The following is a 20,667-nucleotide window of genomic DNA, read 5'->3' as shown; positions in this document are numbered from 1 at the left end:
GGTGGAGGGCTGTCGCCAGTGTCCGGAACGACATGGCCCGTACACTTCCGGACATGGGTACTGTCGCACTGGCCGTGACCGACGGAATGCTGCACTTCGAACTCTCCGTGGCCTACGAGGTCTTCGGCGCCGACTCCACCGGCGCGACCGACCCTCCGTACGAGGTCACCGTCTGCGGGCCCGGCCCGGTGCGCTTCGGCAGGTTCCGCCTGGAGCCCGACCGCGGACTCGACCGACTCGCCCACGCCGACACGGTGATCGTCCCCGGCTGGGCCGATGTCGACGTGGACCCGCCGGCCGACCTGGTCGACGCGGTGCGCGCCGCCCACGACGCGGGGGCGCGGGTGGCGTCCCTGTGCACGGGAGCGTTCGTCCTGGCCGCCGCCGGACTGCTGGACGGCCGGCGCGCGACCACCCACTGGGCGCACACCGAGGCCCTGGCCGCCCGTCACCCCCGGGTGGAGGTGGACCCGGACGTGCTCTACGTGGACAGCGGCAGGGTGCTCACCTCGGCGGGCAAGGCCGCCGCGATGGACCTGTGCCTGCACCTGGTCCGCCTCGACCACGGTTCGGCGGTCGCCAACCGGGTCGCCCGCCGTCTCGTCGTGCCCCCGCACCGGGCCGGCGGCCAGGCCCAGTTCGTCAGCGCCCCGGTACCCGCCCAGGACGATCACCCGCTCGCCGAGCTGTTCCCCTGGGCGGTCGAACGTCTCGACCGTCCGCTGACCGTGGAGGACCTCGCCCGCAGGGCCCGGATGAGCTCGCGCAACCTGGGCCGGCACTTCAAGGTGGCGACGGGGACGACCCCGTTGCAGTGGCTGTTGACCCAACGCATCCGCCGTGCGCAGGAGTTGCTGGAGACCACCGACGAAAGCGTCGACGCCGTGGCGCGGGCCACCGGCATGGGCACCGCCACGACGCTGCGCCGACACTTCAACCGTACGGTCGGCGTGCCTCCGGACGCCTACCGGCGCACCTTCCGCTCGCGGAGCCGGACCCCTGACGCGGCGGTCCGCCAGGGCGTGCCCACCTTCCCGGCGGGTCACCGGCCGAGGAATCCCGCGACGGTCGCGGCGAACCGGTCGGCGTCGTCCACCCAGGGGTAGTGGCCCGCTCCGGGCTGCTGGACGAGCGCGGCGTCGCGGAAGAGCGTCGCGAATTCGGCCATCGCCGGAGGCGGGCTGTTCAGGTCGAGCTCCCCCGCGAGCAGGAGCACGGGAACCTCGCATCCGGCGAGGGCCGCACGGGTCGCCTCCGGGTCGAAGGCCCCGTCGGCCCCGAAGAGAGCGACGGCCTGGGCGTTGGTCGGCCGGGCGGTCGTGTGGTGCTCGCGCGCGCCGGCGTCCCAGCGGCCGTAGAAGAAGGGGGTGACGGCTTCCCAGTCGGCGTCCGCGCCCCGGGTGAGCGCCTCCAGCGCGGCGAACGCGGCGGGGAACCACGGCTCGTCGCTCCGGCGCCCCGCGAGATCTCGCCGCGCCTCCCCGGTGATCGGGATGCCGACCGCCCGGGTGCTGGGGGTGATCAGGGCGAGCCTGTCGACGCGCATCGGGTACCGGACCGCGTACTGGACGGCGAGGTTCGCGCCGGCGGAGTGGCCGAGCAGATCCGTCCGGGGCAGGCCCAGGTGTTCGCGCAGGGCCTCCACGTCGTCGACCAGGCGGTCGCAGCGGTAGGAGGAGGTGTCGTCGGGGATCCCGGACCGGCCGGTGCCGCGGAGGTCCGGGACGATCAGTCGGTGGTGGGCGGACAGGCCGCCGAGGTCGCCCAGGTAGCGGGAGTCCGCGGGACCTCCCGGGAGACAGACGACGGGTTCCCCGTCGCCGTGCGTGCGGTAGGCGAGGCGGGTTCCGTCGGGCGCGGTGAAGGTGGGCATGGCGCTGGATCCTGCCGGCCATAACCAGGTTGTACAACCTGGTTATGAGGCAGGGCCGCACGGGTGTATAACCGATCCATGGAAGGCGAATCACACCCGCACCCGAGCCCACGTCCTCCGGCGCGTCCGCGACCCGAGGCCCTGACCGAGCAGCAGGCCGAGCGGATGCTCACCGAGATGAACGAGGTCATCCGCGCCGGCGAGGAGATGCGGAAGCTGCGCTCCGAGATGATCAAACTGTTCGTCGGTCTCGGTTGGACCCAGGACAAGATCGCCCGCCTCACGGACATGAGTCAGCCCGCCGTGTCCAAGCAGGTGACGAAGTACGCGACGGGCGAGCCGGGGCCCGCGATGGGGCTCGACCTCGACCAAGGCGACGCCCCGTGGCTGGAGGGGCGCCTGTGGGGCCTGGCCGAGGAGATCTCGGAGGTTTTCGAAGGGGCTCGCTGCACGCGCCACGTCAACGCCATCGCCCGGGGCAGGAAGCGTTTCACGCCCCAGGGCGTGGACGAACTGCGACGCCTGCTCGAAGAGGACCTGGCGCTCCACGGGCAGGAGTCCACCGGCCCGCACCGGGCCGCGTACGACGAGATCGCTCGCGGCCTCGACGTGCCCTCGGGAGCCGCCTCCCCCGGAGCGGCCTCGGTGCGCCGCGCGCTCGCGCGTCAGGTCCAGCGAGACCGGCTCAGGAACGGCGACTGAGGCACGCGTGCGGCTCGACGGGTCAGTTCAGGCTCCAGGACCACGTGCCGTCGGCGGTGACGAGACAGGCCAGGATCACGAGGTCGGCCACGCCGAGGGCGATGCCGAGGCGGGCGCGGCCGGGCCTGGCGGTGTTCCGCCACAGGGCGAGGGAGCCGAGGACGACGGCGGTCGGGCCGAGAATCAGGTTCATGACCAGGAGCCCGGCCAGGCCGAGCACGAACGCGGTGACGGCCATCGCGTCGGCGTCACGGGCTCGGCCCCGGATACGGCCCCGGGTACGGCCACCGGCCGGGGCCTCGACGGCGGTTCGCGTGTCCGTGCCCATCACAGGCCTCCCCGATGGTGGTCGGGGCGGCCGGTTCGGCGGCCCGACAGGCGTTCACGTGCGGCGAAGAGGGCGAGCCAGGCGGCGATCGCGAGGCCGACGGCCAGGCTGACCGGCACCGGCACGTGGGCCACGGTTCCCAGGGCGACACCCATGACGAGCAGTGCGGCTACGAGGAAGAGCACGAGAGTTCCTCCTACTTTCAGGTAACAGTTGTTCACTGACTACCCAGTTCAGTACGACTCATGCTGGCGGCCGGCGACTGTGACGCGGTTGACTGCCGCCATGAGCCAGAACACCGGTGTCCGCGAGGCCCGGCGCCGCCGTACCCGACGCGCCCTCCTCGACGCGGCGTTGTCGCAGTTGGAGGAGCAGAACCTCAGCGGCCTCGGGCTCAGGGAGGTGACGAGGGCCGCGGGCGTCACCCCCACCGCCTTCTACCGCCACTTCCGGGACATGGACGAACTCGGGATCGCACTCGTCGAGGAGGCGCTGGCCAGCCTGCACGAGACGGTGCGCGACATCCTCGCCTCCACCGGTGACGCGGACCGACGCGGCGATGCGGCGGTGCGCCTCGTCGCGGAGCTGGTCCGCAGCCGGCCGGCGCACGTACGTTTCCTCGTCCGCGAGCGGCACGGTGGGGTCGCGGCGGTACGGGAGTCGATCGCCGGGCAACTGGACGCCTTCGCGGGCGAGATCGGATCGGCGCTCGCGGCGGACCCGATCAGTTCGGGGTGGAGCCCCGAGGACCTGACCATGCTGTCCCGGCTCCTCGTGGACCACATGTTCATGACGGCCTCGGCGTGCCTGGCCGCCTCGCTGCGCGGCGAGGACTGGGCGGCCGTCACCGCCACGGCCCGCAGCCAGCTCCGTCTGATCCACCGGGGGCGCGCGCACTGGGCGGAATGACCGGTGCGGGGCGCGCCCGCGCCCCGGGCGACCGGCGCGGGCCCGCCCGCTACGCGGTCGCCGCCTCCGCCGCGTCCATGTCGGGGGCGACGACGAGGAAGGCGTCCCGCTCCAGGTCCATCACGACGCTCGCCCGTTCGCCCCGCGAGCGGCAGCGGGCCGCGTACTCCTCCGCCGGCCAACTGCCGTACGGATCACCGGCGGGAAAGGACTCCAACACCTTCGTACGGCGCACCGCCGCCACCTCCCTCAACAACCAACCGTCACTGCCGCCCGTTTGCCCCCGACCGCCCGACACATGCGCCGCGCCGCGCACCCGTCCGCCCGCGGCCGGTCACGCCGTCGATGTCCGCCGCCCGCCCACACGACGGCCCCGGGGCGTGCCGCGGGGCCTCCTGGTCCAGGATCATGGGGGCATGCGCGCCGCCCGCCTCATCCGCATGGCCCTCCTGGTCCAGTCGAGCCCCGGCCTGACCGCCGCCGCCCTCGCCCGGGAGCTGGAGGTATCCGAACGCACCGTGATCCGCGACGCGCAGGCCCTGCAGGAGGCGGGTGTGCCCATCCGGTCCGAGCGCGGCCGGTCGGGCGGCTACCACCTGGCGCCGGGCCACCGGACCCGGCTCACGACCCTCCATCCCACCGAGGCGGAGACGCTCTACCTCTCCGGCCTGCCCACGGCCCTGCGCGATCTCGGCCTGTCGGACGCCGCGGACACGGCGCGGCTGAAGCTGTCGGCCACCATGCTGCCGTCCCTGCGCGCGGCGGCCGAGGCCTCGACACGCCGCTTCCACCTCGACGCGCCGGCCTGGTTCCGGGAGCCGTCCGCACCGGATCTGCTGCCGGAGCTGGCCCGCGCCGTGTGGTCCGACCGCACCGTCGAGTTGGCCTACGCGCGGCCGGGCCGGGACGGCGCGCCGCCCCGTACGGTGACGCGCCTGCTGGAGCCGTACGGACTCGTCCTGAAGGCGGGGGTCTGGTACGTCGTGGGTCGCGTCCCGGCGCGGGACACGGTCGCCGAAGCGTGGCGCACCTACCGCGTCGACCGCGTCACGGCGCTCGCCGACGCCCCCCGCGCCGCCGGCGACGAACCCGGCGCGCCCTTCGTCCGCGACCCGTCGTTCGACCTCGCCGCGCACTGGCTGGCCCACTCGGCCGGGTTCGCCCGGGCACTGCTGCGCACGACCGTCACCCTGCGCCTGACCGAACACGGTCTGCGCCGGCTGCCGGCCGTGGCGGACCCGGCGGGCATCGGCGAGGCGCTGGCCGCCGCGGGCGCGCCCGATCCGGCCGGGCGCGTCACGCTCGACCTGCCGGTCGAGTCCGAGGACGTCGCGTTCGCCACGCTGACCGAACTGGGCGCCGACGCGGAGGTGCTGGCCCCGGAGGGCCTGCGGGCCCGCTTCCGCGAGCACGCGCGGGCCCTCGCCGCCCTGTACGGCGCGGGGCCGCAGGATCAGCGGTAGTCGTCGGGCGAGCCGTCCCCGCCGCCGTACTCCACGTCCTCGAAGTACGCCCAGGCGTCCGGTCGGCTGCCGTCCACGTCGCACACGTCGTAGGTTTTGGCGAGCTCCCCGCTGGACGTGGACTTGCCGTTCCAGCGCGCGGAGCGGTCCGGATCTCCGGCGAGCGCGGCCACGGCGCGGGCGAGGTAGTGCGGTGATTCGGCGATGCCGAAGGAGGGCTCCTGGGCGATGGCGTCGCGCCAGTTCTCCTCGGTCACGCCGAAGTGATCGAGCATCTGTTCCGAGCGCAGGAAGCCCGGAGTGACGGCCACCGCCGTGCCCCCGTACTCCGCGAGTTCCTCACCCAGCCCGAAGGCGATCCGGATCGGGGCGTTCTTGGCGAGGTCGTAGTAGAGGTTCTCGCGGTAGCGGCGGTTGGAGACCGCGGTGCCGTCGGTGACCTCCACGTGCAGCGGCGCGTCCGAGCGGACCAGGAGGGGGAGGGCGAGCGCCGCGGTGATCACGTGCGAACGCACGCCGAGTTCGAGGATCCGCAGGCCGTCGGCGAGCGGCGTCTCCCAGCTCTTCTTGCCGAAGACCGAACCGGAGAGGAGGTGTTCGCCGCCCCAGAGGTCGTTGACGAGGATGTCGAGCCGGCCCTGTTCGCGGTCGATCCGCTCGACGAGGGCTCGCACCCGGTCCTCGTCGAGGTGGTCGGTGGGGACGGCGATGCCGGTGCCGCCGGCCGCCGTGACGAGTTCCGCGGTCTCCTCGATGGTCTCCGTGTTCCGGCCGACCTCGCTGACGCGCTCGCGGGTGGTGCGGCCGGTGACGTAGACGGTGGCGCCCGCGCGGCCGAGTTCGACGGCGAGCGCGCGTCCCGCTCCGCGGGTGGCTCCGGCGACGAGCGCGATCCGGCCGGTGAGCGGGCCTTGCCCGTCGGTGTGCTGGGTGTCCGTGTGGGTCTGCATGTCACCACGATGAATGCCAAAGGTGACAGTCCACGTCACCTTTTCCGATCACCTATTCCGATCACCGTTCCGGGACGTTCTCCGGAACTCGGCCCGTGGCGCCGCCGACCCGGCGGAGCGGATGCCCGGCCGGGTGGTCGACGCCGGCCGGGCACCCGGTTCGGGGCGCCTCACGAGGCGTCGTCGGGACCCTCCGCACCGTCCTCGGGCTCGTCGAGGGGAACGTCGTCGTCGCGACGACGGGCGTCGTCGACGGCGTCGTCGGTGAGCGCGTGGTGCGCAACGCCCATCGAAGTCTCCTCGGTCGGTGCGCCGGTGGTGAGGTCTCCAAACTGACACGGAAAGTCACACGCTGCACACTGGAACGACACACGGAGTGATTGTCGGGTGTGTCCCGCCTTCCAAGGAGCGCAGCGTGCCGGAACGACAGCAGTACCAGGACCCCACCGCCATCACCGTCGTCCTGCCCGGCGACACCCGTGCCGTCACCCTCCGGCTGCCCCGTGAGGCCGGCCGCGGCCCCCGCCCGACGGCGGCCGGCGACTACTGGTTCAGCGACGACCCGGCCGCGGGACCCGTCGACGGCCGCGTCATCGGCTGAATCGCCCCCGGCGCGGGTGCCCACGGGCGTCCGACGGAAAGCGCGCCACCGCGGTCCCCGGGATCACGAACACCGTTGGCGCCGATGACCAGTTGTTTCCCTGACGTCGCCCCTTGCCGGTGGGGGGGGCGACGTCCCGTTCGACCTCCGGCTCCGTCGCGGCGGCCCCTTGTCCGCCCCGGCGTTCGTGGTGCGATCCGGCAGCTGAACCCCGCCGGACTGGGCAGGCGGAAAGGTGACCGGCTGCCCCGAGAAAGGACGCAAACCGTGACACGACCGAGGATCCTCGTGGTGGGCGCAGGCTTCGCGGGGGTGGAATGCGTACGCCGTCTGGAGCGCAGGCTGTCCCCCGGCGAGGCCGACATCTCCATGGTCACGCCGAACTCCTACCAGTTGTACCTCCCCCTGCTCCCCCAGGTGGCCTCCGGTGTCCTGACACCGCAGTCCATCGCCGTCTCCCTGCGCCGCAGCAGCCGGCACCGCACCCGGATCGTCCCCGGGACGGCCATCGGCATCGACACCGGGGCCAAGGTCTGCATCGTCCGCAAGATCACCGGCGAGGTGACCGACCACGCGTACGACCAGCTCGTGCTGGCGCCCGGCAGCGTCACCCGTACCTTCGACATCCCCGGGCTCCTGGAACACGCGCGGGGCATGAAGACGCTCGCGGAGGCCGCGTACCTGCGCGACCACGTCATCGCACAACTCGACCTGGCGGACGCCAGCCAGGACGAGGCGGAGCGGGCCGCCAGGCTCTGCTTCGTCGTGGTCGGCGGCGGATACGCGGGCACCGAGACGGCGGCGTGCCTCCAACGGCTCACCGACCACGCGGTGAAGCGCTACCCGAGGCTGGACCGGCGGCAGATCAGTTGGCACCTGCTGGACATGGCGCCCAAGCTGATGCCCGAACTGGGCGACTCGCTGGGGCAGGCCGCCGTGGACATCCTGCGGCGCCGCGGCATCCAGGTGTCGCTGGGGGTGAGCGTCGCCAAGGCCGGGCCCGAGGAATTGACGTTGACCGACGGGCGCGTCCTGCCCAGCCGCACCCTGATCTGGACCGCCGGCGTGGCCGCCAGCCCCCTGATCGGCACCATGGACGCGGAGACCGAGCGGGGGCGCCTGGTGGTGACCCCGGAAATGACCGTGCCGGACGCGCCCGGGGTCTTCGCCCTGGGCGACGCGGCGGCCGTGCCCGACCTCGCCAAGGGCGGGAGCGGAGCGATCTGCCCGCCGACGGCGCAGCACGCCCTGCGCCAGGGCCGCACGCTGGCCGACAACGTGATCGCCTCGCTGCGCCACCAGCCGTTGCGGCCGTACGCGCACAAGGACCTGGGCCTCGTGGTCGACCTCGGCGGCACCGACGCCGTGTCCAAGCCGCTCGGCATCCCGCTGCGCGGCGTCGCCGCCCAGGCGGTGGCGCGGGGGTACCACTGGTCCGCGCTGCGCACGAACGTGGCCAAGACCCGTGTCATGACCAACTGGCTGCTCAACGCCGTGGCCGGGGACGACTTCGTGCGCACCGGCTTCCAATCGGCGAGGCCGCCCACGCTGCGGGAGCTCGAAGGGAGCGACCGCTACCTCACGCCGGAGCAGGTACGGGAGCACACCCAGGGCCTGCGCGCCTCCGGCTGACCCCGCCGGCCCACCCCTCCGGCGGAACGGGTCGGATTCCACCCGGGGCGGCCCGGCGCGCGGTCAGGCGCTCCGGGCCGCCGGGCTCTGCGGGGGCGCCATCCGCAGCGGTCCGGCGACGGCGATGTGGAAGTCGGCCAGGCCGAGGGCCAGGGCGGCCCGGGAGGCGGCCGGCATGGTGGCCATCGCCTCCGTCAGGGCCGCCTCCCGGCGGGCCCTCAGCTCGCCGAGGTACTTCCGCCCCGCGGGCGTCAACTCCAGCCGCAGTTCGCGGCGGTCGTCGGGCCGAGGGTGCCGTTCGAGGAACCCGGCGGCCTGGAGACGGTCGCACAGCCGGGTCACCGAGGGGGCGGCCGAGCCCAGCAGTTCTCCGAGCGTCCGCAGGTTGATCTCCTCGTTCCGCTCGATGAGGAAGAGGACCCTGGCCTGGGAGGACGAGACGGGCGGCGCACTGACGGTGTCGCGGCCCCGCTCCCAGACGACTCCGAGCAACTCGATCAGGTCGCTCATTCCCACGACCGCCGACGGGGCGCGTGGGGAGTGGATGGGCCCCTGACTCATGTGACACTCCCTACCGTACGTACGAGCTGCCCTTACACGGGCGGACCCGGCGGCTCGGTGGCTCCCCCATCTAAACAGTTCCCCGGAGAGGCAGGATCCAGGACGGTGGCACGACCCGACGAAGTAGAGGGCGAAGCAGCGGGCGAAGTAGCGGGCCTCCTGCGCCGCGCCGCACCGCACGAGCTGTTCGAAGAGGTCCGCGACGTCCTGGCCCGCCGGTACCGTGCGCACGCGGAACTGCTGATGGCGGACTACGCCCTGACCAGTCTGCGGCCCGTCACGGACCGGCCGGACACGGTCGGATCCGTGTCGGTGCGCACGAGTGCTCCGGGCCGGGCCTTCGGCTCGCAGGAGGCCCACGTGGTCACCCGGGGGTCCGAGGTGACCGTCCACCTGCCCGTGAGCGTACGGGGCGACCGCCTCGGGGTGCTGAGCGTGGACTTCCCGGCGGACGCGTACGCGCCCCGACTCCTCGGGGAACTGCGGGACCTGGCCGACGCCCTGGGCCACGAGATCCTCGTCGCCGACCGGGACACCGACCTCTTCCTGCGGGCGAGACGGGCCACCCGGCTCACCCTCGCCGCCGAGATGCAGTGGGAGCTGCTGCCCGGCCGGTCCTGCTCCCGGCCCGAGTACGAGCTCGGAGGGCAGCTGGAGCCCGCCTACGCCATCTTCGGCGACAGTTTCGACTGGTCGGCCTCCGCCGACCACCTGACGTTGACCGTCAACAACGGCATGGGTGACGGGATCGACGCGGCCCTGCTGACCAGCCTGGCCGTCAGCGCCCTGCGCAACGCCCGCCGGAGCGGTCTCGGCCTGGTCGACCAGGCGTCCCTGGCGGACCAGGCCGTGTACGGCCAGCACCAGGGGCGCCTGCACCTGGCCATGCTCCTGCTCCGCTTCGACCTCGCCACCGGCGAGGTCGAGGTCATCGACGCGGGATCACCCCGGATCTGGCGGCTCCGCCAGGGGACCGTGGAGACCGTCGACCTGGAGGCCCAGCTCCCGCTCGGCATGTTCGAGGACACCGTCTACACCTGCCAGCGCTTCCGGGTGCTGCCCGGGGACCGGCTCTTCCTGCTGAGCGACGGGGTCTACGACGTCGCTTCCCCGGGCGGGGAGCCGTACAGCCTGCGTGCCCTGAGCCGGGCCATCATGAACACCCGGCTGCTCCCGCCCTCGCAGGTGCCCCAGGCGATCCTGGGGGAGCTGGCGGGGCACCGGGGCGAGCGGATCCAGGCCTCGGACGACGCCATGGCCGTCTGCCTCGACTGGCACGGCCGGCCCGGCGCGGAGGCGGGCGGGTAGCGCGAAGGATAATTGACCGGTTCAAATATTGCCTAACGGCAAATGATCACTCTAAGCTCACCCCCGACGCAACCGGGCGTCCCCCGGGCGCACGCGCTCCGTGGCGAGAGGGGAAGACGCGCCATGGGGAGCACGATCGGCCTGGGGTCACCCCACCCCGCAGGCCGGACACCGCGGCCGACGAGTCCTCCCAGACCGGCCTCCTCCGTCGAGCAGGACCGGTCCCACGCCCTGTGGAGCGGCCTCCCGCCGTACGTCCTCCTCATCGAGGACGACGAGGGCGACGCCCTCCTCGTCGAGGAACTGGTCGAGGACAGCGGCGTCGACCTCCGACTCGGTCGGGCCCGCTCCCTCACGGACGCCCTGTCCCGACTGGAGACAGAACCGCCCCAGTGCGTCCTGCTGGACCTGCACCTCCCCGACGCCCAGGGCCTCGACGGCCTCACGAAGGTGCTGGCGGCTTCCGCCGAGGCCGCCGTGGTCGTCCTCACCGGCCTCTCGGAGGAACAGGCGGGGCTCGCCGCCGTGGCGGCGGGGGCCCAGGACTACCTGGTCAAGGGCCGCCTGGAGGCCGACGTCTTCGTCCGGGCCATCCGCTACGCGATCCAGCGCAAGCGCACCGAGCTCGCCGCGGTCGCGCTGCAGGCGAGCAAGCTGCGCGCCGAGGAGAACTCCCGCCTGGAGCGGGGCCTGCTGCCGACGCCGCTCCTGCTGGACGACGCCGTCACGGTGTGCGCCCGGTACCGGCCGGGCCGCGCCCAGGCACTCCTCGGCGGAGACTTCTACGACGTCGTCCAGACCCGCGACGGGGCCACGCACGCCGTGGTCGGCGACGTGTCGGGGCACGGACCGGGCGAAGCGGCCCTCGGGGTGTGCCTGCGCGTGGCGTGGCGGGCCTTCGTGATGGCGGGCGCACGGGGCGAGGAACTGCTCAAGCTCCTGGAGGAGATCCTCCTCGCGGAGCGGTCCGGGCCCGAGATCTTCGCCACACTCATCGCGGTCACCCGCCCTGCCGGGTCCGACGGCATTTCCGTGCAGCGCGCCGGGCACCCCGGTTTCCTCGTCAGGTCGGCGACGGGGGTCGACCTGCTGGAGGTCCCCGGGGGGCCCGCCCTCGGGATCATGCCCGGCTGGGGCGCGGACTGGCCCGTGACCGAGGTTCCCCTGGCACCGGACGGCGCCGTGATGCTCTTCACCGACGGTCTGATCGAGGGACGCGTGGGCCCCGGCTCCGAACGCCTCGACGAGACGGGTCTCCTCGACATCGCGCGCCTGCACTCCGGGCTGCCCGCCGAGACCTTCGTCGACACCCTCATCCGGGCGGCGCAGAGCCGGGCCGCGGACTGGGGCGGCCTGGCCGACGACGTCGCCGTACTCCACCTCGAATGGAACACCCCCTCGTGAACGCCCCAGAACGAACCGAACCCCCTCCCAGCGGCTCCCCTCCCGCCGACTCCCCTTCTGACGAGGTCCCCGCCGCCGCCGAGCTCCCCCCTGCCGGAGCCACGCCCGCCGGACCCGGTCACGGGGGTCCGAGCCTGCGGGCCTGGCTCACGACCGTCCTCGCCGTACTGGCCCTCATGGTCGTCGGGACGGGCGCGGTGGGAGCCGCCCTGCTGTCGAACACCACGATGGCGGGCGACCGGCTCGTCGACGGGATCCTCCCGGCGCAGCGCGACGCGCTCCGGCTGGAGGCGGCCCTGCTGGACCAGGAGACCGGGGTCCGCGGCTACCTGCTGGCCCGCGACCCGGCCCTCCTGGAACCGTACGAGCGCGGCCTGGAGAGCGGCCGCGGGGCGGCGGATCGGCTGTCTACGGTCCTGGACGACGTCGGCGGGGTACGGGCCGACCTGCGTGCCGTGCAGGACGCCGCGCGCGTCTGGCAGGACGAGTTCGCGACGCCGGCCGTCTCCGCGGTGCGCGCCGGCGGGGAGCCGCCCTCGGTCCAGGTGGGCAAGGAGAAGTTCGACGAGGTGCGGCTGCGGCTCGCGGAGCAGCAGGCCCGGCTGGACCGCGTCCAGACGGAGGCCCGCACCACCTTCGGGGAGGCCCGCTCGGAACGCGACCGCATCCTCCTGGCGCTCGTGGCGGCGTTCCTGTTGGCGGGTGCCGCTCTCGGGGTCCTGCTCCACGTGGGCGTCCTGCGTCCTCTCGCCTCGGTCCGGACGGCGTCCCAGCGGGTCGCGGACGGGGCGTTCGAAGAGGAGATTCCCGTCCGCGGCCCGGCCGACCTGCGCACGCTCGCCCGGTCGGTGGAGGCCATGCGCCGGCGAACCGTCGCCGAGCTGACGGCCTCGCAGCGCAACGCGCGAGAGCTGAACCGCACGGCCGCGGAGCTGGACGCGCAGGCGGGTGAACTACGGCGCTCGAACGCCGAGTTGGAGCAGTTCGCGTACGTGGCCTCCCATGACCTCCAGGAGCCGCTGCGCAAGGTCGCCTCGTTCTGCCAGTTGCTGGAGAAGCGCTACGGGCAGCAGTTGGACGAGCGCGGTACCCAGTACATCGCGTTCGCCGTCGACGGCGCCAAGCGGATGCAGGTGCTGATCAACGACCTGTTGGCGTTCTCCCGGGTGGGCCGTGTCCAGGACGCGCGCGAGACGGTGGCCCTGGACTCGACCGTGGACCGGGCCATGCGCAACCTGGCCGCCGCCGTGGAGGAGCACTCCGCCGAGGTCACGCGGCCGGACCGGCTCCCCGAAGTGCTGGGCGATCCGACCCTCCTCACGATGCTCTGGCAGAACCTGGTCGCCAACGCGGTCAAGTTCCACTCCCCCGGGCTCACTCCGCACGTGGAGATCTCGCTGGTCGACGGGACCGAGACGGAACCCGGGTTCCACACCTTCGCCGTCACGGACAACGGCATCGGCATTCCCGCCGAGTTCGCCGAGAAGGTGTTCGTCATCTTCCAACGGCTGCACGGCCGGGAAACGTACGGTGGCACGGGGATCGGGCTCTCGCTCTGCAAGAAGATCGTCGAGCACTCCGGAGGGCACATCCGGATCGACACCGCCCACACGCCGGGCACCCGGATCCTGTTCACCCTGCCCGTGCTCGCCACGGACGCCGCCGTGACCGAACCGGTCCCCGCATCCGATTCCGCAGTCGACGAAGGAACCAGCCGATGACCACGCCCCCCTCCCAGCCGTCGACGGCGCCCGCGGAGATCCTGCTCGTCGAGGACGACGCGGGCGACGAACTCATGACCCGCGAGGCCTTCGAGGACAACAGGATCGGCAACGTCCTGCACGTCGTGCGGGACGGCCTGGAGGCGTTGGACTTCCTCTACCGCCGCGGGGAACACACCGGCGCGCCGCGTCCGGACCTGATCCTCCTGGACCTGAACCTGCCCAAGTACGACGGCAGGCAGGTCCTCGAACAGATCAAGACGGACCCGGAGCTGAGCCACATCCCGGTGGTCGTGCTCACCACGTCGGCGGCCGAGGAGGACATCCTGCGGAGCTACAAACTGCACGCGAACGCCTACGTGACGAAGCCGGTGGACCTCGACCAGTTCATCCGGGCGATCCAGCAGATCGACGACTTCTTCGTCACCGTGGTGAAGTTGCCCCGGGCATTCTGAAAGCGCAGGAGAGGAAGTGGGAAACGTGGACACGCAGAGCGGCGACGCCCGCAACTACGTCGAGACGCGGTCCGACGGGAACGTGCGGATCATCGTGATGGCCGGCGAGTTCGACATGGACACCGTGGGTGAACTGCGGACGGCGATGGATCCCGAGGTCGTCGGCATCGAACGGTTCGTCCTGGACGTCTCCGGTGTGACCTTCGTCGATTCGACCGCCCTCAGCATCATGCTGCAACCCGCTCTGAACCGGCCGGTGGTACTGGCGGGGACGGTCCCGAGCCGCCTCGCGCGGCTGCTGGAGGTCACGGGCGCGGGCCGGGCGTTCGCCACCGCTCCCAGCGTGGCCGAGGCGACGGTCGTGACGCTCCCGCCCCGACGGGGCTGAGCCGTCGGGCCGCGGAGCAGGATGAGTAAGGCGTTTGCCCCTGCGATTGCGGGGGCCGGCGCGGGGCAGACGGACACGGTCCGACCGTGACGAGACCGACGAGGAGGTGAACGGTGCTGCCCGACCACGGCACGCCGCCGCGCCCGGTCCCGCTCAACGCCATGCAGGCGCGGGATCATGTGCGGTCGCTCATCGAGGCCTCCGGGATCGTGGGGGACGGCGCGGCCGCGGAGGACACCCTGACCGACGCGCTGCTCGTCACGTCGGAGTTGGTGACGAACGCGATCCGGCACGGGGGCGGGATCGTCGATTTCAGCGCCTCCGTCGCCCCTGACGGGCTCCGGCTCGCGATCACGGACGCCAACGCCGACAACCCCGTCACGCTGCCCCGGCCTCCCGGAACCGTCGGCGCGGGCGGGTTCGGTTGGCCCTTGATCCGTCGGCTGACGCGGAGCGTGACGATCAGGCCGACGCCTCAGGGGGGCAAGCGCATCGAGGTCGTCATGCCGCTCGACGCGGCGGACCGGTCCGCGGACTTCCCCGACCTGCGTTGATTCCCGCTCCTCCCCGTTTCGGGAGCCGCTTACCGGTCACACGAGGAAGCGCGCCCTCCTGGTGCGCGTGACCGAGATGGGGGGACTTCCGCATGACGACACCCGAGGAGGACGCGAGGGCGTCCGGGCGGGGACCCGCGTCGGTGGGCCGCGACATGGTGCTCGCCGTGGGATTGGTGGGCATATGCGCGGGCGGCCTGGCCGTCTTCCTGAAGGCCACGGCGGCGGCCGGGACCGGGCTGCCGCTGGTGCCGGTCGCGACGGTCGCCGTCCTGGCGATCGGGGTGGTCCTGGCGAAGTGGAGCGTGGCGCCCGTCCGGCGCCGCCCCCGGGGGAGGCTCCCGATCGGCCCCGGCGGGTACGCGACACCGCCCGCGGACGTCCCCGACGTGGGCGACGGGGCACTGGACCACGCCGCGGTCGACGCCGACGGCTTCGAACACACGGTGGCAGCCCTGTGCGCGCGGGACGGCTGCTCGCCGGTGGAGGTCGTCGGGGGCGCGGGGGACCTGGGCGCCGATGTCATGGCGACGACCGCGGACGGCCTCCGGATCGTCCTGCAGTGCAAGCACTACGCCGAGGACAACCGGGTCGGGTCGCAGGACCTGCAGCGGTTCGGCGGCACCTGTTTCGCCGTGCACGAGGCGGACGTCGCGATCGTCGTCACCACCAGTTCCTTCACCGCGCCCGCCGCGGAGTACGCGGCCGCGTGCGGCATCCTCTGCGTCGACGGCGCCGCGCTGGCCGCCTGGACCGACCAGTCCGCGCCGCCCCCGTGGGAGGCCGGCACCGCGTAGCCGGCCACGGGCCGCCGACACGGGCCGCGGCTCCGTACCCGTAGGTGCCCGTGACGCGAGGATGACTCCATGGCCGACACCTTCGACACCTTCGTCTCGCGCACCGTCGACGTGACCACCGGGGGCCGCCAGACCGTCCTCGACCTGACCGAGGTCATCGCGTCCTTCCTCCGGGAGGCCGCTCGGGGACGGGACGGACTCCTCAACGTCTTCACTCCCCACGCGACGGCCGGCCTCGCCGTCATCGAGACCGGCGCGGGCAGCGACGAGGACCTCCTGGACGCCTTGGGGTCGCTCCTGCCGGCCGACGACAGGTGGCGGCACCGGCACGGGTCGCCCGGTCACGGGCGGGACCACGTCCTACCGGCGATCGTCCCTCCGCACGCGACGCTCCCGGTGATCGGCGGGGTCCTCCAGCTGGGAACCTGGCAGTCGGTCACGTTGGTGGACACCAACGGGGACAATCCCCGCCGCCAGGTCCGGCTGACCTTCATGGGCCACTCCCCCACGGCCTGACCCGCCTCGCCGCCCGCCCGCCGCCCCGAGGGCCCCGCCTACGGGGCCGGCGGCTGCCAGGCGGCTTCCGCGTCCCGCGCGGTGTCGTAGGTGGTGAAGACCCGGTCCAGACCGACGATGCGGAAGATCCGGTGGACCCGGTCGGGAACGGCGGCCAGCGCGATGCCCCCGCCGGTTCCCACGGCATGGTTGCGCGCCGCGATCATCACGGTGATGCCGCTGGAGTCGCAGAACGTCAAGCCGGACAGGTCGATCACGAGTTGCTGCCCCGCGCCGAGCACCAGGCCGGGCAGCAGGGCCCGGACCTCGGGGCTGGTGCGGTGGTCCAGGACTCCGGTGAGCTCGACGACCGGCCCGGCAGGAGTGGCGCGGGTACGGATGATCAGCTGGTTCACGGCTGCTCTTCCCTGCTGGGTCGGGGTACGTGGACGGCCAGGACGGCCGTGTCGTCGTCCACGCCGGCGCCGAAGGTGTCGAGGAGGCCGCGGATCGCCGTGACCGCCTCGGCGGCGGTGCACGGCGCCAGACCTTCGGCGAAGTCGAGGAGGGCCTGGTCGCCGTAGCGGTCGCCGGCGAGGGCGGTGTGGGCCTCGGTCAGGCCGTCGCTGTAGAGGACGAGGGTGTCGCCGGGTCCCAGGCTCACCTCGGCGGTGGCGATCTGGGCGTCGGGCAGGACGCCGATGAGCTGCCCTCCGGGTGTGGGCACGTAGGCGGCGCTTCCGTCGGCACGCATCAGCAGCGCCGGAGGGTGCCCCCCGCCGGCGAGGGTGATCCGGAAACCACCCCGGGCGGCATCGGGGGTGAGGAGACCGAACACGACGGTGCAAAAGCGCGGGTCGTGCTGGTTGTACTCGTGGGTGAGGACCGTGTTCAGGTTCCCGAGCACCCCCGCCGGGTCGGCGTCGTAGACGGCCGCCGCGCGCAGGGTGTAGCGCGTCAGGGAGGTCACGGCGGCGGCGCCCGCGCCCTTTCCGCAGACGTCGCCGAGGAACATGCCCCAGCGGTCGGCCGCGAGGGGGAAGAGATCGTAGAAGTCGCCGCCGACCTCGTCGGCGGAGGCCACGTGGTAGTGGGTGGCGACCTCGAGACCGGGTACGTCGGCCGGCGCGGGGGGCAACAGCGTCTGCTGGAGGATGGCGTTGAGCCGCTTGAGGCGCTCGCGCTCGCGCTCGGCCTCCTGGCGCGCCCGCAGCAGTTCGGTCTCGTAGGCCCGGCGCTCGCGGGCGTCGAAGACGGTGGTGCGGATCAGCAGCGGTTGCCCGTCGCTCCCCGTTTTGACGGTGGAGGTGACCAGGACCGGCAGCCGGCTGCCGTCGGCCGCCTTGAGTTCGAGGGCGATCCCGCTGATCTCCCCCCGCATGGCGAGCAGAGGGGCGAAATGCGTCTCGTGGTAGATGCGGCCGCCCACCGTGAGCAGGTCGGAGAACGTCCGGCGGCCCACCAGTTCGTCGCGGTCGTGGCCCAGCCAGGCGAGGAGCCGCCCGTTGACCTTGACGATCCGTCCGTCGAGCAGGGTGGAGAGGTAGCCGCAGGGGGCGTTCTCGTACAGGTCCTCGACGCTGTCCTCCAGGAAGGCGGAGAACGGTTCCGGACGGTGGGACTCGCGCGCGCCGGGCTCGGGCTGCCGGTCCGGTTCCGGGGTTTCCTTCTCGGGCATCGGACGGCCTCGCGCTTCAGCCGAGCGAGCGCACGAACGCGTTGATCACGGCCGTGGTCTCGGCCGGTGCGCTGAGCTGGGGGCAGTGTCCCGTCGCGGTCAGCGTGACCAGACGGCTCCCGGGGATCCGGTCGCGGACGAACTCGCCCACCTCCGGCGGGGCGATCGCGTCGTGGGAGCACTGCGCGACGAGCGTGGGTACCGTCACCCGGGCGAGGTCCTCCCGGTTGTCGGACAGGAAGGTCACCCGGGCGAATACGCGTGCGATCTCGGGGTCGGTGCGGCAGAAGCTGCTCGCCAGCTCCTCCCCCAGCTCGGGGCGATCCGGATTGCCCATGATGACCGGGGCCATCGCCCCCGACCAGCCGAGGTAGTTGGCGTCCAGCGAGTCCAACAGCTCCTCGATGTCCGGCGCGTCGAACCCGCCCCGGTAGCCGGTGGCCGGATCGTCGATGAAGCACGGCGAGGGGGCCAACAGCACCAGGCCCGCGAACAGTTCGGGCTCGCGCGCCGCGGCCAGCACGCCCATCATGGCACTCACCGAATGCCCCACGAAGACCACCGGGCCGGGTGCCGTCTCCCGGCAGATCGCCAGCACGTCCTCGACGTACCCGTCCATCGCCGAGTACCGCTCCCGGCTCCACGCCGACAGGTCGGACCGGCCGGCGCCCACATGGTCGAACAGCACGACCGTGTGGTCGCGCTCCAGGTCCGGGAGCACCGCGTGCCACATGTTCTGGTCACATCCGAAACCGTGCGCCAGCACCAGGACGGAGCCCCCGGCGCGGCCGCTCACCCTCACGTGGTTCCTGCTCCGGACGCTCATGCGGCTCATCTTCCCAGATCACACGCGCGCCGTCGCACGGACGCCGTCGTACGGACGCCGTCGTTCGTGGTGGCCCGAACGGCCGTACGGGGCGGTGGGGCCGCGCCGGGGGATGCAGGCTGGAGGGGAGGCCCCGGTGGCCGGAGCGGGTGAGGAGGTGTGGCGATGGCGGGCTTGGAGTCCCTGGCGTCGTTCGCGCCGTTCTTCGTTCCCGTGGTCACCGGCGTGGTGGGCGGGATCAGCCTGATCATCAGGGACCGGCGCAATTCGCGGAGCGCGGACCACCACTACCGCAGGAGGCTGGAGCGGGCGCAGATGGAGGTCCAGTTCATCACGGGCTGGATCGAGGCCAAGAAGCTCGCGCCGACCGCGACCGCGACCACGACCGCGACCGTCACCCCGGAGCTGTCCCCGGCCCCGAACCCGGGGCCGGAGCCGGAGCCCGAGCCCGAGCCGGGCCGCTGGCTCGACGAGTGCTACGCCTCGGTACGCAGCTTCGAGGTCGCGTCCCGCCACCGGCGGGGAGGACCCGGCAGGCTGAGGCGCCTACTCCTGCTGCGCCCGCTCCGCGGCCGCACCGCACAGGCCTTGCGGGTCCTGTACTGGATCTCCCTGCTCATCTTCAACGCGGCCCTCGCCTGGTGGGTGAGCATGATCGTCGACGGTCCGCCCGCCTTCCTCGGCGACGACCCCGAATCCCGGTCCGACGACATCGACTCGACCCTGGGATTGGCCGGCTCCTTCCTGCTGGCGGCCGTCGTCCTGTGGGTGTGGACCGTGCGTCTGGACGCCTCGGAGTCGGGGGACGACCCCGCCTCGCGGATCGACGTGGCCGCCTGGACCGCACGGGAGGACGAGCGCCGCCGCGCCGCGGGCGGCAAGCGGGACGGGGAACGGGACGCGGGACCGGGCGGGGAACGGGACGCGGGACCGGGCGGGCCCGCGGTCTGACCGGCCCCGTTGGTCGCCCGCGTGCGTCCGCCCGCTCCCCTCCCCCCTCCCCCTCCCCGGCCGGGCATCACGCCGCCGGCGGCCCCTGTACGAGGGTCCGGGCCTCGGCGAATTCCTCGCGGTAGGCCTGCTCCGCGACCTCCAGGTAGCCGAACGCGTCGTCGCCGACCGGGATCCGCAAGGGGGTGGGGGTGTCGGCGCGGACGATGTCGAGGACGCGCGCGGCGAAGTCCTCGGGGCGGCCGGTTTCCGGGTTCTCCGCGAGGCCGCGCGCCCCTTCGAGCATCTCCCGGTTGGTCGCGTCGTAGTCGGCGATCCTGTGACGCGCTTCGGCCATGGACGTTCCGTAGCGCGTGGCGAACATGCCCGGTTCCAGTACGGTGACGCGGATGTTGTGCGGGGCCGCCTCGACGGCGAGGGCCTGGCTCATGCCTTCGAGGGCGTGCTTCCCGGCGACGTAGGCGGCCAGGCCGGGGAAGGCCATCCGGCCGACCACGGAGGAGACGTTGAGGATGTGGCCGTGGCCCTGCGCCCGCATCAGTGGCAGGACGAGACGCGCGAGCCGCCAGGGGCCGACGACCAGGGTTTCCAGTTGATCGCGCAGTTCGATGTCCGAGACCTCCTCGACCGCGCCGAACAGTCCGACGCCGGCGTTGTTGACCAGGACGTCGATGCCGCCGAGACGGTCGAGCGCCGTACGGACGGCGTCCTCGCAGGAGGCGGCGTCACGCAGTTCCAGCGGGACCGGGACGATGCGGCCGGGCCAGGCGGCGGCCAGTTCCTCCAGGTCGGCGGTCTTGCGGGCGGTGACCGCCAGTTCGTCCCCGGCCCGGGCCGCCGCGGTGGCCAGCGCGTGCCCGAGGCCCGATGAACATCCCGTGACCAGCCAGCGTCGTCCCATTCGTTCCCCTGTCGTGGTCGTGGTGCCCGTAGGAGTCGTGCCGGTGCGCGTGGCGGGCCCGGTCCGGTGCGTGCCGCGCTGCCCGCCGAACGAACCGGGGGGGGGGGGGGGGGGGGGGGGGGGGGGGGGGGGGGGGGGGGGGGGGGGGGGGGGGGGGGGGGGGGGGGGGG

General features: G+C 73.0%; 25 protein-coding genes. 15 read left to right on the top strand and 10 right to left on the bottom strand.

The window, feature by feature from the left end; translation table 11 throughout:
• Positions 1–53: 53 nt before the first annotated feature.
• Positions 54–1,106 carry a helix-turn-helix domain-containing protein gene (locus tag NOD94_RS26145; protein WP_281208557.1) on the top strand — a complete coding sequence of 351 codons (1,053 nt, stop codon included), beginning with the start codon at positions 54–56 and terminating at the stop codon, positions 1,104–1,106.
• On the opposite strand, the gene NOD94_RS26140 is transcribed toward NOD94_RS26145, so the two are convergent.
• Positions 1,043–1,873, bottom strand: a complete 831-nt coding sequence (locus NOD94_RS26140; RefSeq protein WP_281208556.1) for an alpha/beta hydrolase — start codon at positions 1,871–1,873, stop codon at positions 1,043–1,045. The genes NOD94_RS26145 and NOD94_RS26140 overlap by 64 nt on opposite strands.
• A gap of 78 nt (positions 1,874–1,951) precedes the next feature.
• On the opposite strand from NOD94_RS26140, the gene NOD94_RS26135 reads away from it, so the two are divergent.
• A complete protein-coding gene (locus NOD94_RS26135) occupies positions 1,952–2,575 on the top strand; it encodes a sigma-70 family RNA polymerase sigma factor (protein WP_281208555.1) in 624 nt (207 codons plus the stop codon).
• Positions 2,576–2,597: 22 nt separating this feature from the next.
• Here NOD94_RS26135 and NOD94_RS26130 read toward each other — a convergent pair whose 3' ends face one another.
• Positions 2,598–2,813, bottom strand: a complete 216-nt coding sequence (locus NOD94_RS26130; protein WP_281208573.1) for a DUF4190 domain-containing protein — start codon at positions 2,811–2,813, stop codon at positions 2,598–2,600.
• Between the two features lie 89 nt (positions 2,814–2,902).
• A complete protein-coding gene (locus tag NOD94_RS26125; RefSeq protein ID WP_281208554.1) occupies positions 2,903–3,088 on the bottom strand; it encodes a hypothetical protein in 186 nt (61 codons plus the stop codon).
• Between the two features lie 100 nt (positions 3,089–3,188).
• Here NOD94_RS26125 and NOD94_RS26120 point away from each other — a divergent pair, with 100 nt between their 5' ends.
• Positions 3,189–3,812 (top strand): TetR family transcriptional regulator, encoded by a 624-nt coding sequence (locus tag NOD94_RS26120; RefSeq protein WP_281208553.1) that lies wholly within the window; start codon positions 3,189–3,191, stop codon positions 3,810–3,812.
• Positions 3,813–3,861: 49 nt separating this feature from the next.
• Here NOD94_RS26120 and NOD94_RS26115 read toward each other — a convergent pair whose 3' ends face one another.
• Positions 3,862–4,065: a hypothetical protein gene (locus NOD94_RS26115; RefSeq protein WP_281208552.1), complete on the bottom strand. Its 204-nt coding sequence runs from the start codon at positions 4,063–4,065 to the stop codon at positions 3,862–3,864.
• 163 nt (positions 4,066–4,228) lie between these two features.
• Between NOD94_RS26115 and NOD94_RS26110 the strand changes: the two genes are divergently transcribed.
• Entirely contained in the window at positions 4,229–5,275 is a 1,047-nt protein-coding gene (locus NOD94_RS26110) for a WYL domain-containing protein (protein WP_281208551.1), read from the top strand.
• On the opposite strand, the gene NOD94_RS26105 is transcribed toward NOD94_RS26110, so the two are convergent.
• Positions 5,266–6,225: an SDR family oxidoreductase gene (locus tag NOD94_RS26105; protein ID WP_281208550.1), complete on the bottom strand. Its 960-nt coding sequence runs from the start codon at positions 6,223–6,225 to the stop codon at positions 5,266–5,268. The two genes, NOD94_RS26110 and NOD94_RS26105, sit on opposite strands and share 10 nt — an antisense overlap.
• 415 nt (positions 6,226–6,640) lie before the next feature.
• Here NOD94_RS26105 and NOD94_RS26100 point away from each other — a divergent pair, with 415 nt between their 5' ends.
• Positions 6,641–6,826 carry a hypothetical protein gene (locus tag NOD94_RS26100; protein WP_281208549.1) on the top strand — a complete coding sequence of 62 codons (186 nt, stop codon included), beginning with the start codon at positions 6,641–6,643 and terminating at the stop codon, positions 6,824–6,826.
• Positions 6,827–7,093: 267 nt separating this feature from the next.
• On the top strand, positions 7,094–8,458 hold the full coding sequence (locus NOD94_RS26095) for an NAD(P)/FAD-dependent oxidoreductase (protein WP_281208548.1): 1,365 nt from the start codon (positions 7,094–7,096) through the stop codon (positions 8,456–8,458).
• A 63-nt stretch (positions 8,459–8,521) separates the two neighbouring features.
• On the opposite strand, the gene NOD94_RS26090 is transcribed toward NOD94_RS26095, so the two are convergent.
• Positions 8,522–9,019, bottom strand: coding sequence for a MarR family transcriptional regulator (locus NOD94_RS26090; RefSeq protein WP_281208547.1), 498 nt, complete (start codon positions 9,017–9,019; stop codon positions 8,522–8,524).
• 105 nt (positions 9,020–9,124) lie between these two features.
• On the opposite strand from NOD94_RS26090, the gene NOD94_RS26085 reads away from it, so the two are divergent.
• From NOD94_RS26085 to NOD94_RS26050, 8 genes are all read left to right on the top strand, one after another.
• On the top strand, positions 9,125–10,327 hold the full coding sequence (locus NOD94_RS26085; RefSeq protein WP_281208546.1) for a PP2C family protein-serine/threonine phosphatase: 1,203 nt from the start codon (positions 9,125–9,127) through the stop codon (positions 10,325–10,327).
• Positions 10,328–10,450: 123 nt separating this feature from the next.
• Positions 10,451–11,731: a SpoIIE family protein phosphatase gene (locus NOD94_RS26080; protein WP_281208545.1), complete on the top strand. Its 1,281-nt coding sequence runs from the start codon at positions 10,451–10,453 to the stop codon at positions 11,729–11,731.
• Entirely contained in the window at positions 11,728–13,452 is a 1,725-nt protein-coding gene (locus NOD94_RS26075; RefSeq protein WP_348652353.1) for an ATP-binding protein, read from the top strand. Before NOD94_RS26080 ends, NOD94_RS26075 begins: the two co-directional genes overlap by 4 nt.
• Positions 13,449–13,907 (top strand): response regulator, encoded by a 459-nt coding sequence (locus NOD94_RS26070; RefSeq protein WP_281208544.1) that lies wholly within the window; start codon positions 13,449–13,451, stop codon positions 13,905–13,907. Before NOD94_RS26075 ends, NOD94_RS26070 begins: the two co-directional genes overlap by 4 nt.
• A gap of 25 nt (positions 13,908–13,932) precedes the next feature.
• A complete protein-coding gene (locus tag NOD94_RS26065) occupies positions 13,933–14,295 on the top strand; it encodes an STAS domain-containing protein (RefSeq protein ID WP_281208543.1) in 363 nt (120 codons plus the stop codon).
• Positions 14,296–14,408: 113 nt separating this feature from the next.
• Positions 14,409–14,849, top strand: coding sequence for an ATP-binding protein (locus NOD94_RS26060; RefSeq protein WP_281208542.1), 441 nt, complete (start codon positions 14,409–14,411; stop codon positions 14,847–14,849).
• Positions 14,850–14,941: 92 nt separating this feature from the next.
• Positions 14,942–15,646 carry a restriction endonuclease gene (locus tag NOD94_RS26055; protein WP_281208541.1) on the top strand — a complete coding sequence of 235 codons (705 nt, stop codon included), beginning with the start codon at positions 14,942–14,944 and terminating at the stop codon, positions 15,644–15,646.
• Positions 15,647–15,715: 69 nt separating this feature from the next.
• The gene (locus tag NOD94_RS26050) at positions 15,716–16,162 is read left to right on the top strand and encodes a secondary thiamine-phosphate synthase enzyme YjbQ (protein WP_281208540.1); all 447 of its coding nucleotides are present in this window, start codon (positions 15,716–15,718) and stop codon (positions 16,160–16,162) included.
• Positions 16,163–16,200: 38 nt separating this feature from the next.
• Here the strand turns inward: NOD94_RS26050 and NOD94_RS26045 are convergent, their stop codons facing one another.
• Genes NOD94_RS26045 through NOD94_RS26035 form a run of 3 tightly spaced genes read right to left on the bottom strand, consistent with a single transcriptional unit; the run spans position 16,201 to position 18,645 of the window.
• Complete coding sequence (locus NOD94_RS26045; protein ID WP_281208539.1) at positions 16,201–16,557, bottom strand: STAS domain-containing protein; 357 nt, start codon at positions 16,555–16,557, stop codon at positions 16,201–16,203.
• Positions 16,554–17,819 (bottom strand): SpoIIE family protein phosphatase, encoded by a 1,266-nt coding sequence (locus tag NOD94_RS26040; RefSeq protein WP_281208538.1) that lies wholly within the window; start codon positions 17,817–17,819, stop codon positions 16,554–16,556. Before NOD94_RS26040 ends, NOD94_RS26045 begins: the two co-directional genes overlap by 4 nt.
• A gap of 16 nt (positions 17,820–17,835) precedes the next feature.
• A complete protein-coding gene (locus NOD94_RS26035) occupies positions 17,836–18,645 on the bottom strand; it encodes an alpha/beta hydrolase (protein ID WP_281208537.1) in 810 nt (269 codons plus the stop codon).
• A gap of 165 nt (positions 18,646–18,810) precedes the next feature.
• Here NOD94_RS26035 and NOD94_RS26030 point away from each other — a divergent pair, with 165 nt between their 5' ends.
• Positions 18,811–19,596 (top strand): hypothetical protein, encoded by a 786-nt coding sequence (locus tag NOD94_RS26030; protein ID WP_281208536.1) that lies wholly within the window; start codon positions 18,811–18,813, stop codon positions 19,594–19,596.
• Between the two features lie 67 nt (positions 19,597–19,663).
• Here NOD94_RS26030 and NOD94_RS26025 read toward each other — a convergent pair whose 3' ends face one another.
• A complete protein-coding gene (locus NOD94_RS26025) occupies positions 19,664–20,497 on the bottom strand; it encodes an SDR family oxidoreductase (protein WP_281208535.1) in 834 nt (277 codons plus the stop codon).
• Positions 20,498–20,667: the final 170 nt, after the last annotated feature.

The sequence above is a fragment of the Streptomyces sp. Isolate_45 genome (assembly GCF_024721315.2).
Lineage (GTDB): Bacteria > Actinomycetota > Actinomycetes > Streptomycetales > Streptomycetaceae > Streptomyces.
The sequence above is the reverse complement of the archived record's forward strand: the minus strand, read 5'-3'. Positions and strand labels throughout refer to the sequence as shown.

What these genes read in the sequence shown, in the direction of transcription:
- NOD94_RS26145 (WP_281208557.1), top strand. Translation starts at nt 54, where the DNA reads ATGGGTACTGTCGCACTGGCCGTGACCGACGGAATGCTGCACTTCGAA.
- NOD94_RS26140 (WP_281208556.1), bottom strand. Translation starts at nt 1,873, where the DNA reads ATGCCCACCTTCACCGCGCCCGACGGAACCCGCCTCGCCTACCGCACG.
- NOD94_RS26135 (WP_281208555.1), top strand. Translation starts at nt 1,952, where the DNA reads ATGGAAGGCGAATCACACCCGCACCCGAGCCCACGTCCTCCGGCGCGT.
- NOD94_RS26130 (WP_281208573.1), bottom strand. Translation starts at nt 2,813, where the DNA reads ATGGCCGTCACCGCGTTCGTGCTCGGCCTGGCCGGGCTCCTGGTCATG.
- NOD94_RS26120 (WP_281208553.1), top strand. Translation starts at nt 3,189, where the DNA reads ATGAGCCAGAACACCGGTGTCCGCGAGGCCCGGCGCCGCCGTACCCGA.
- NOD94_RS26110 (WP_281208551.1), top strand. Translation starts at nt 4,229, where the DNA reads ATGCGCGCCGCCCGCCTCATCCGCATGGCCCTCCTGGTCCAGTCGAGC.
- NOD94_RS26105 (WP_281208550.1), bottom strand. Translation starts at nt 6,225, where the DNA reads ATGCAGACCCACACGGACACCCAGCACACCGACGGGCAAGGCCCGCTC.
- NOD94_RS26090 (WP_281208547.1), bottom strand. Translation starts at nt 9,019, where the DNA reads ATGAGTCAGGGGCCCATCCACTCCCCACGCGCCCCGTCGGCGGTCGTG.
- NOD94_RS26080 (WP_281208545.1), top strand. Translation starts at nt 10,451, where the DNA reads ATGGGGAGCACGATCGGCCTGGGGTCACCCCACCCCGCAGGCCGGACA.
- NOD94_RS26070 (WP_281208544.1), top strand. Translation starts at nt 13,449, where the DNA reads ATGACCACGCCCCCCTCCCAGCCGTCGACGGCGCCCGCGGAGATCCTG.
- NOD94_RS26055 (WP_281208541.1), top strand. Translation starts at nt 14,942, where the DNA reads ATGACGACACCCGAGGAGGACGCGAGGGCGTCCGGGCGGGGACCCGCG.
- NOD94_RS26050 (WP_281208540.1), top strand. Translation starts at nt 15,716, where the DNA reads ATGGCCGACACCTTCGACACCTTCGTCTCGCGCACCGTCGACGTGACC.
- NOD94_RS26040 (WP_281208538.1), bottom strand. Translation starts at nt 17,819, where the DNA reads ATGCCCGAGAAGGAAACCCCGGAACCGGACCGGCAGCCCGAGCCCGGC.
- NOD94_RS26035 (WP_281208537.1), bottom strand. Translation starts at nt 18,645, where the DNA reads ATGAGCGTCCGGAGCAGGAACCACGTGAGGGTGAGCGGCCGCGCCGGG.
- NOD94_RS26030 (WP_281208536.1), top strand. Translation starts at nt 18,811, where the DNA reads ATGGCGGGCTTGGAGTCCCTGGCGTCGTTCGCGCCGTTCTTCGTTCCC.
- NOD94_RS26025 (WP_281208535.1), bottom strand. Translation starts at nt 20,497, where the DNA reads ATGGGACGACGCTGGCTGGTCACGGGATGTTCATCGGGCCTCGGGCAC.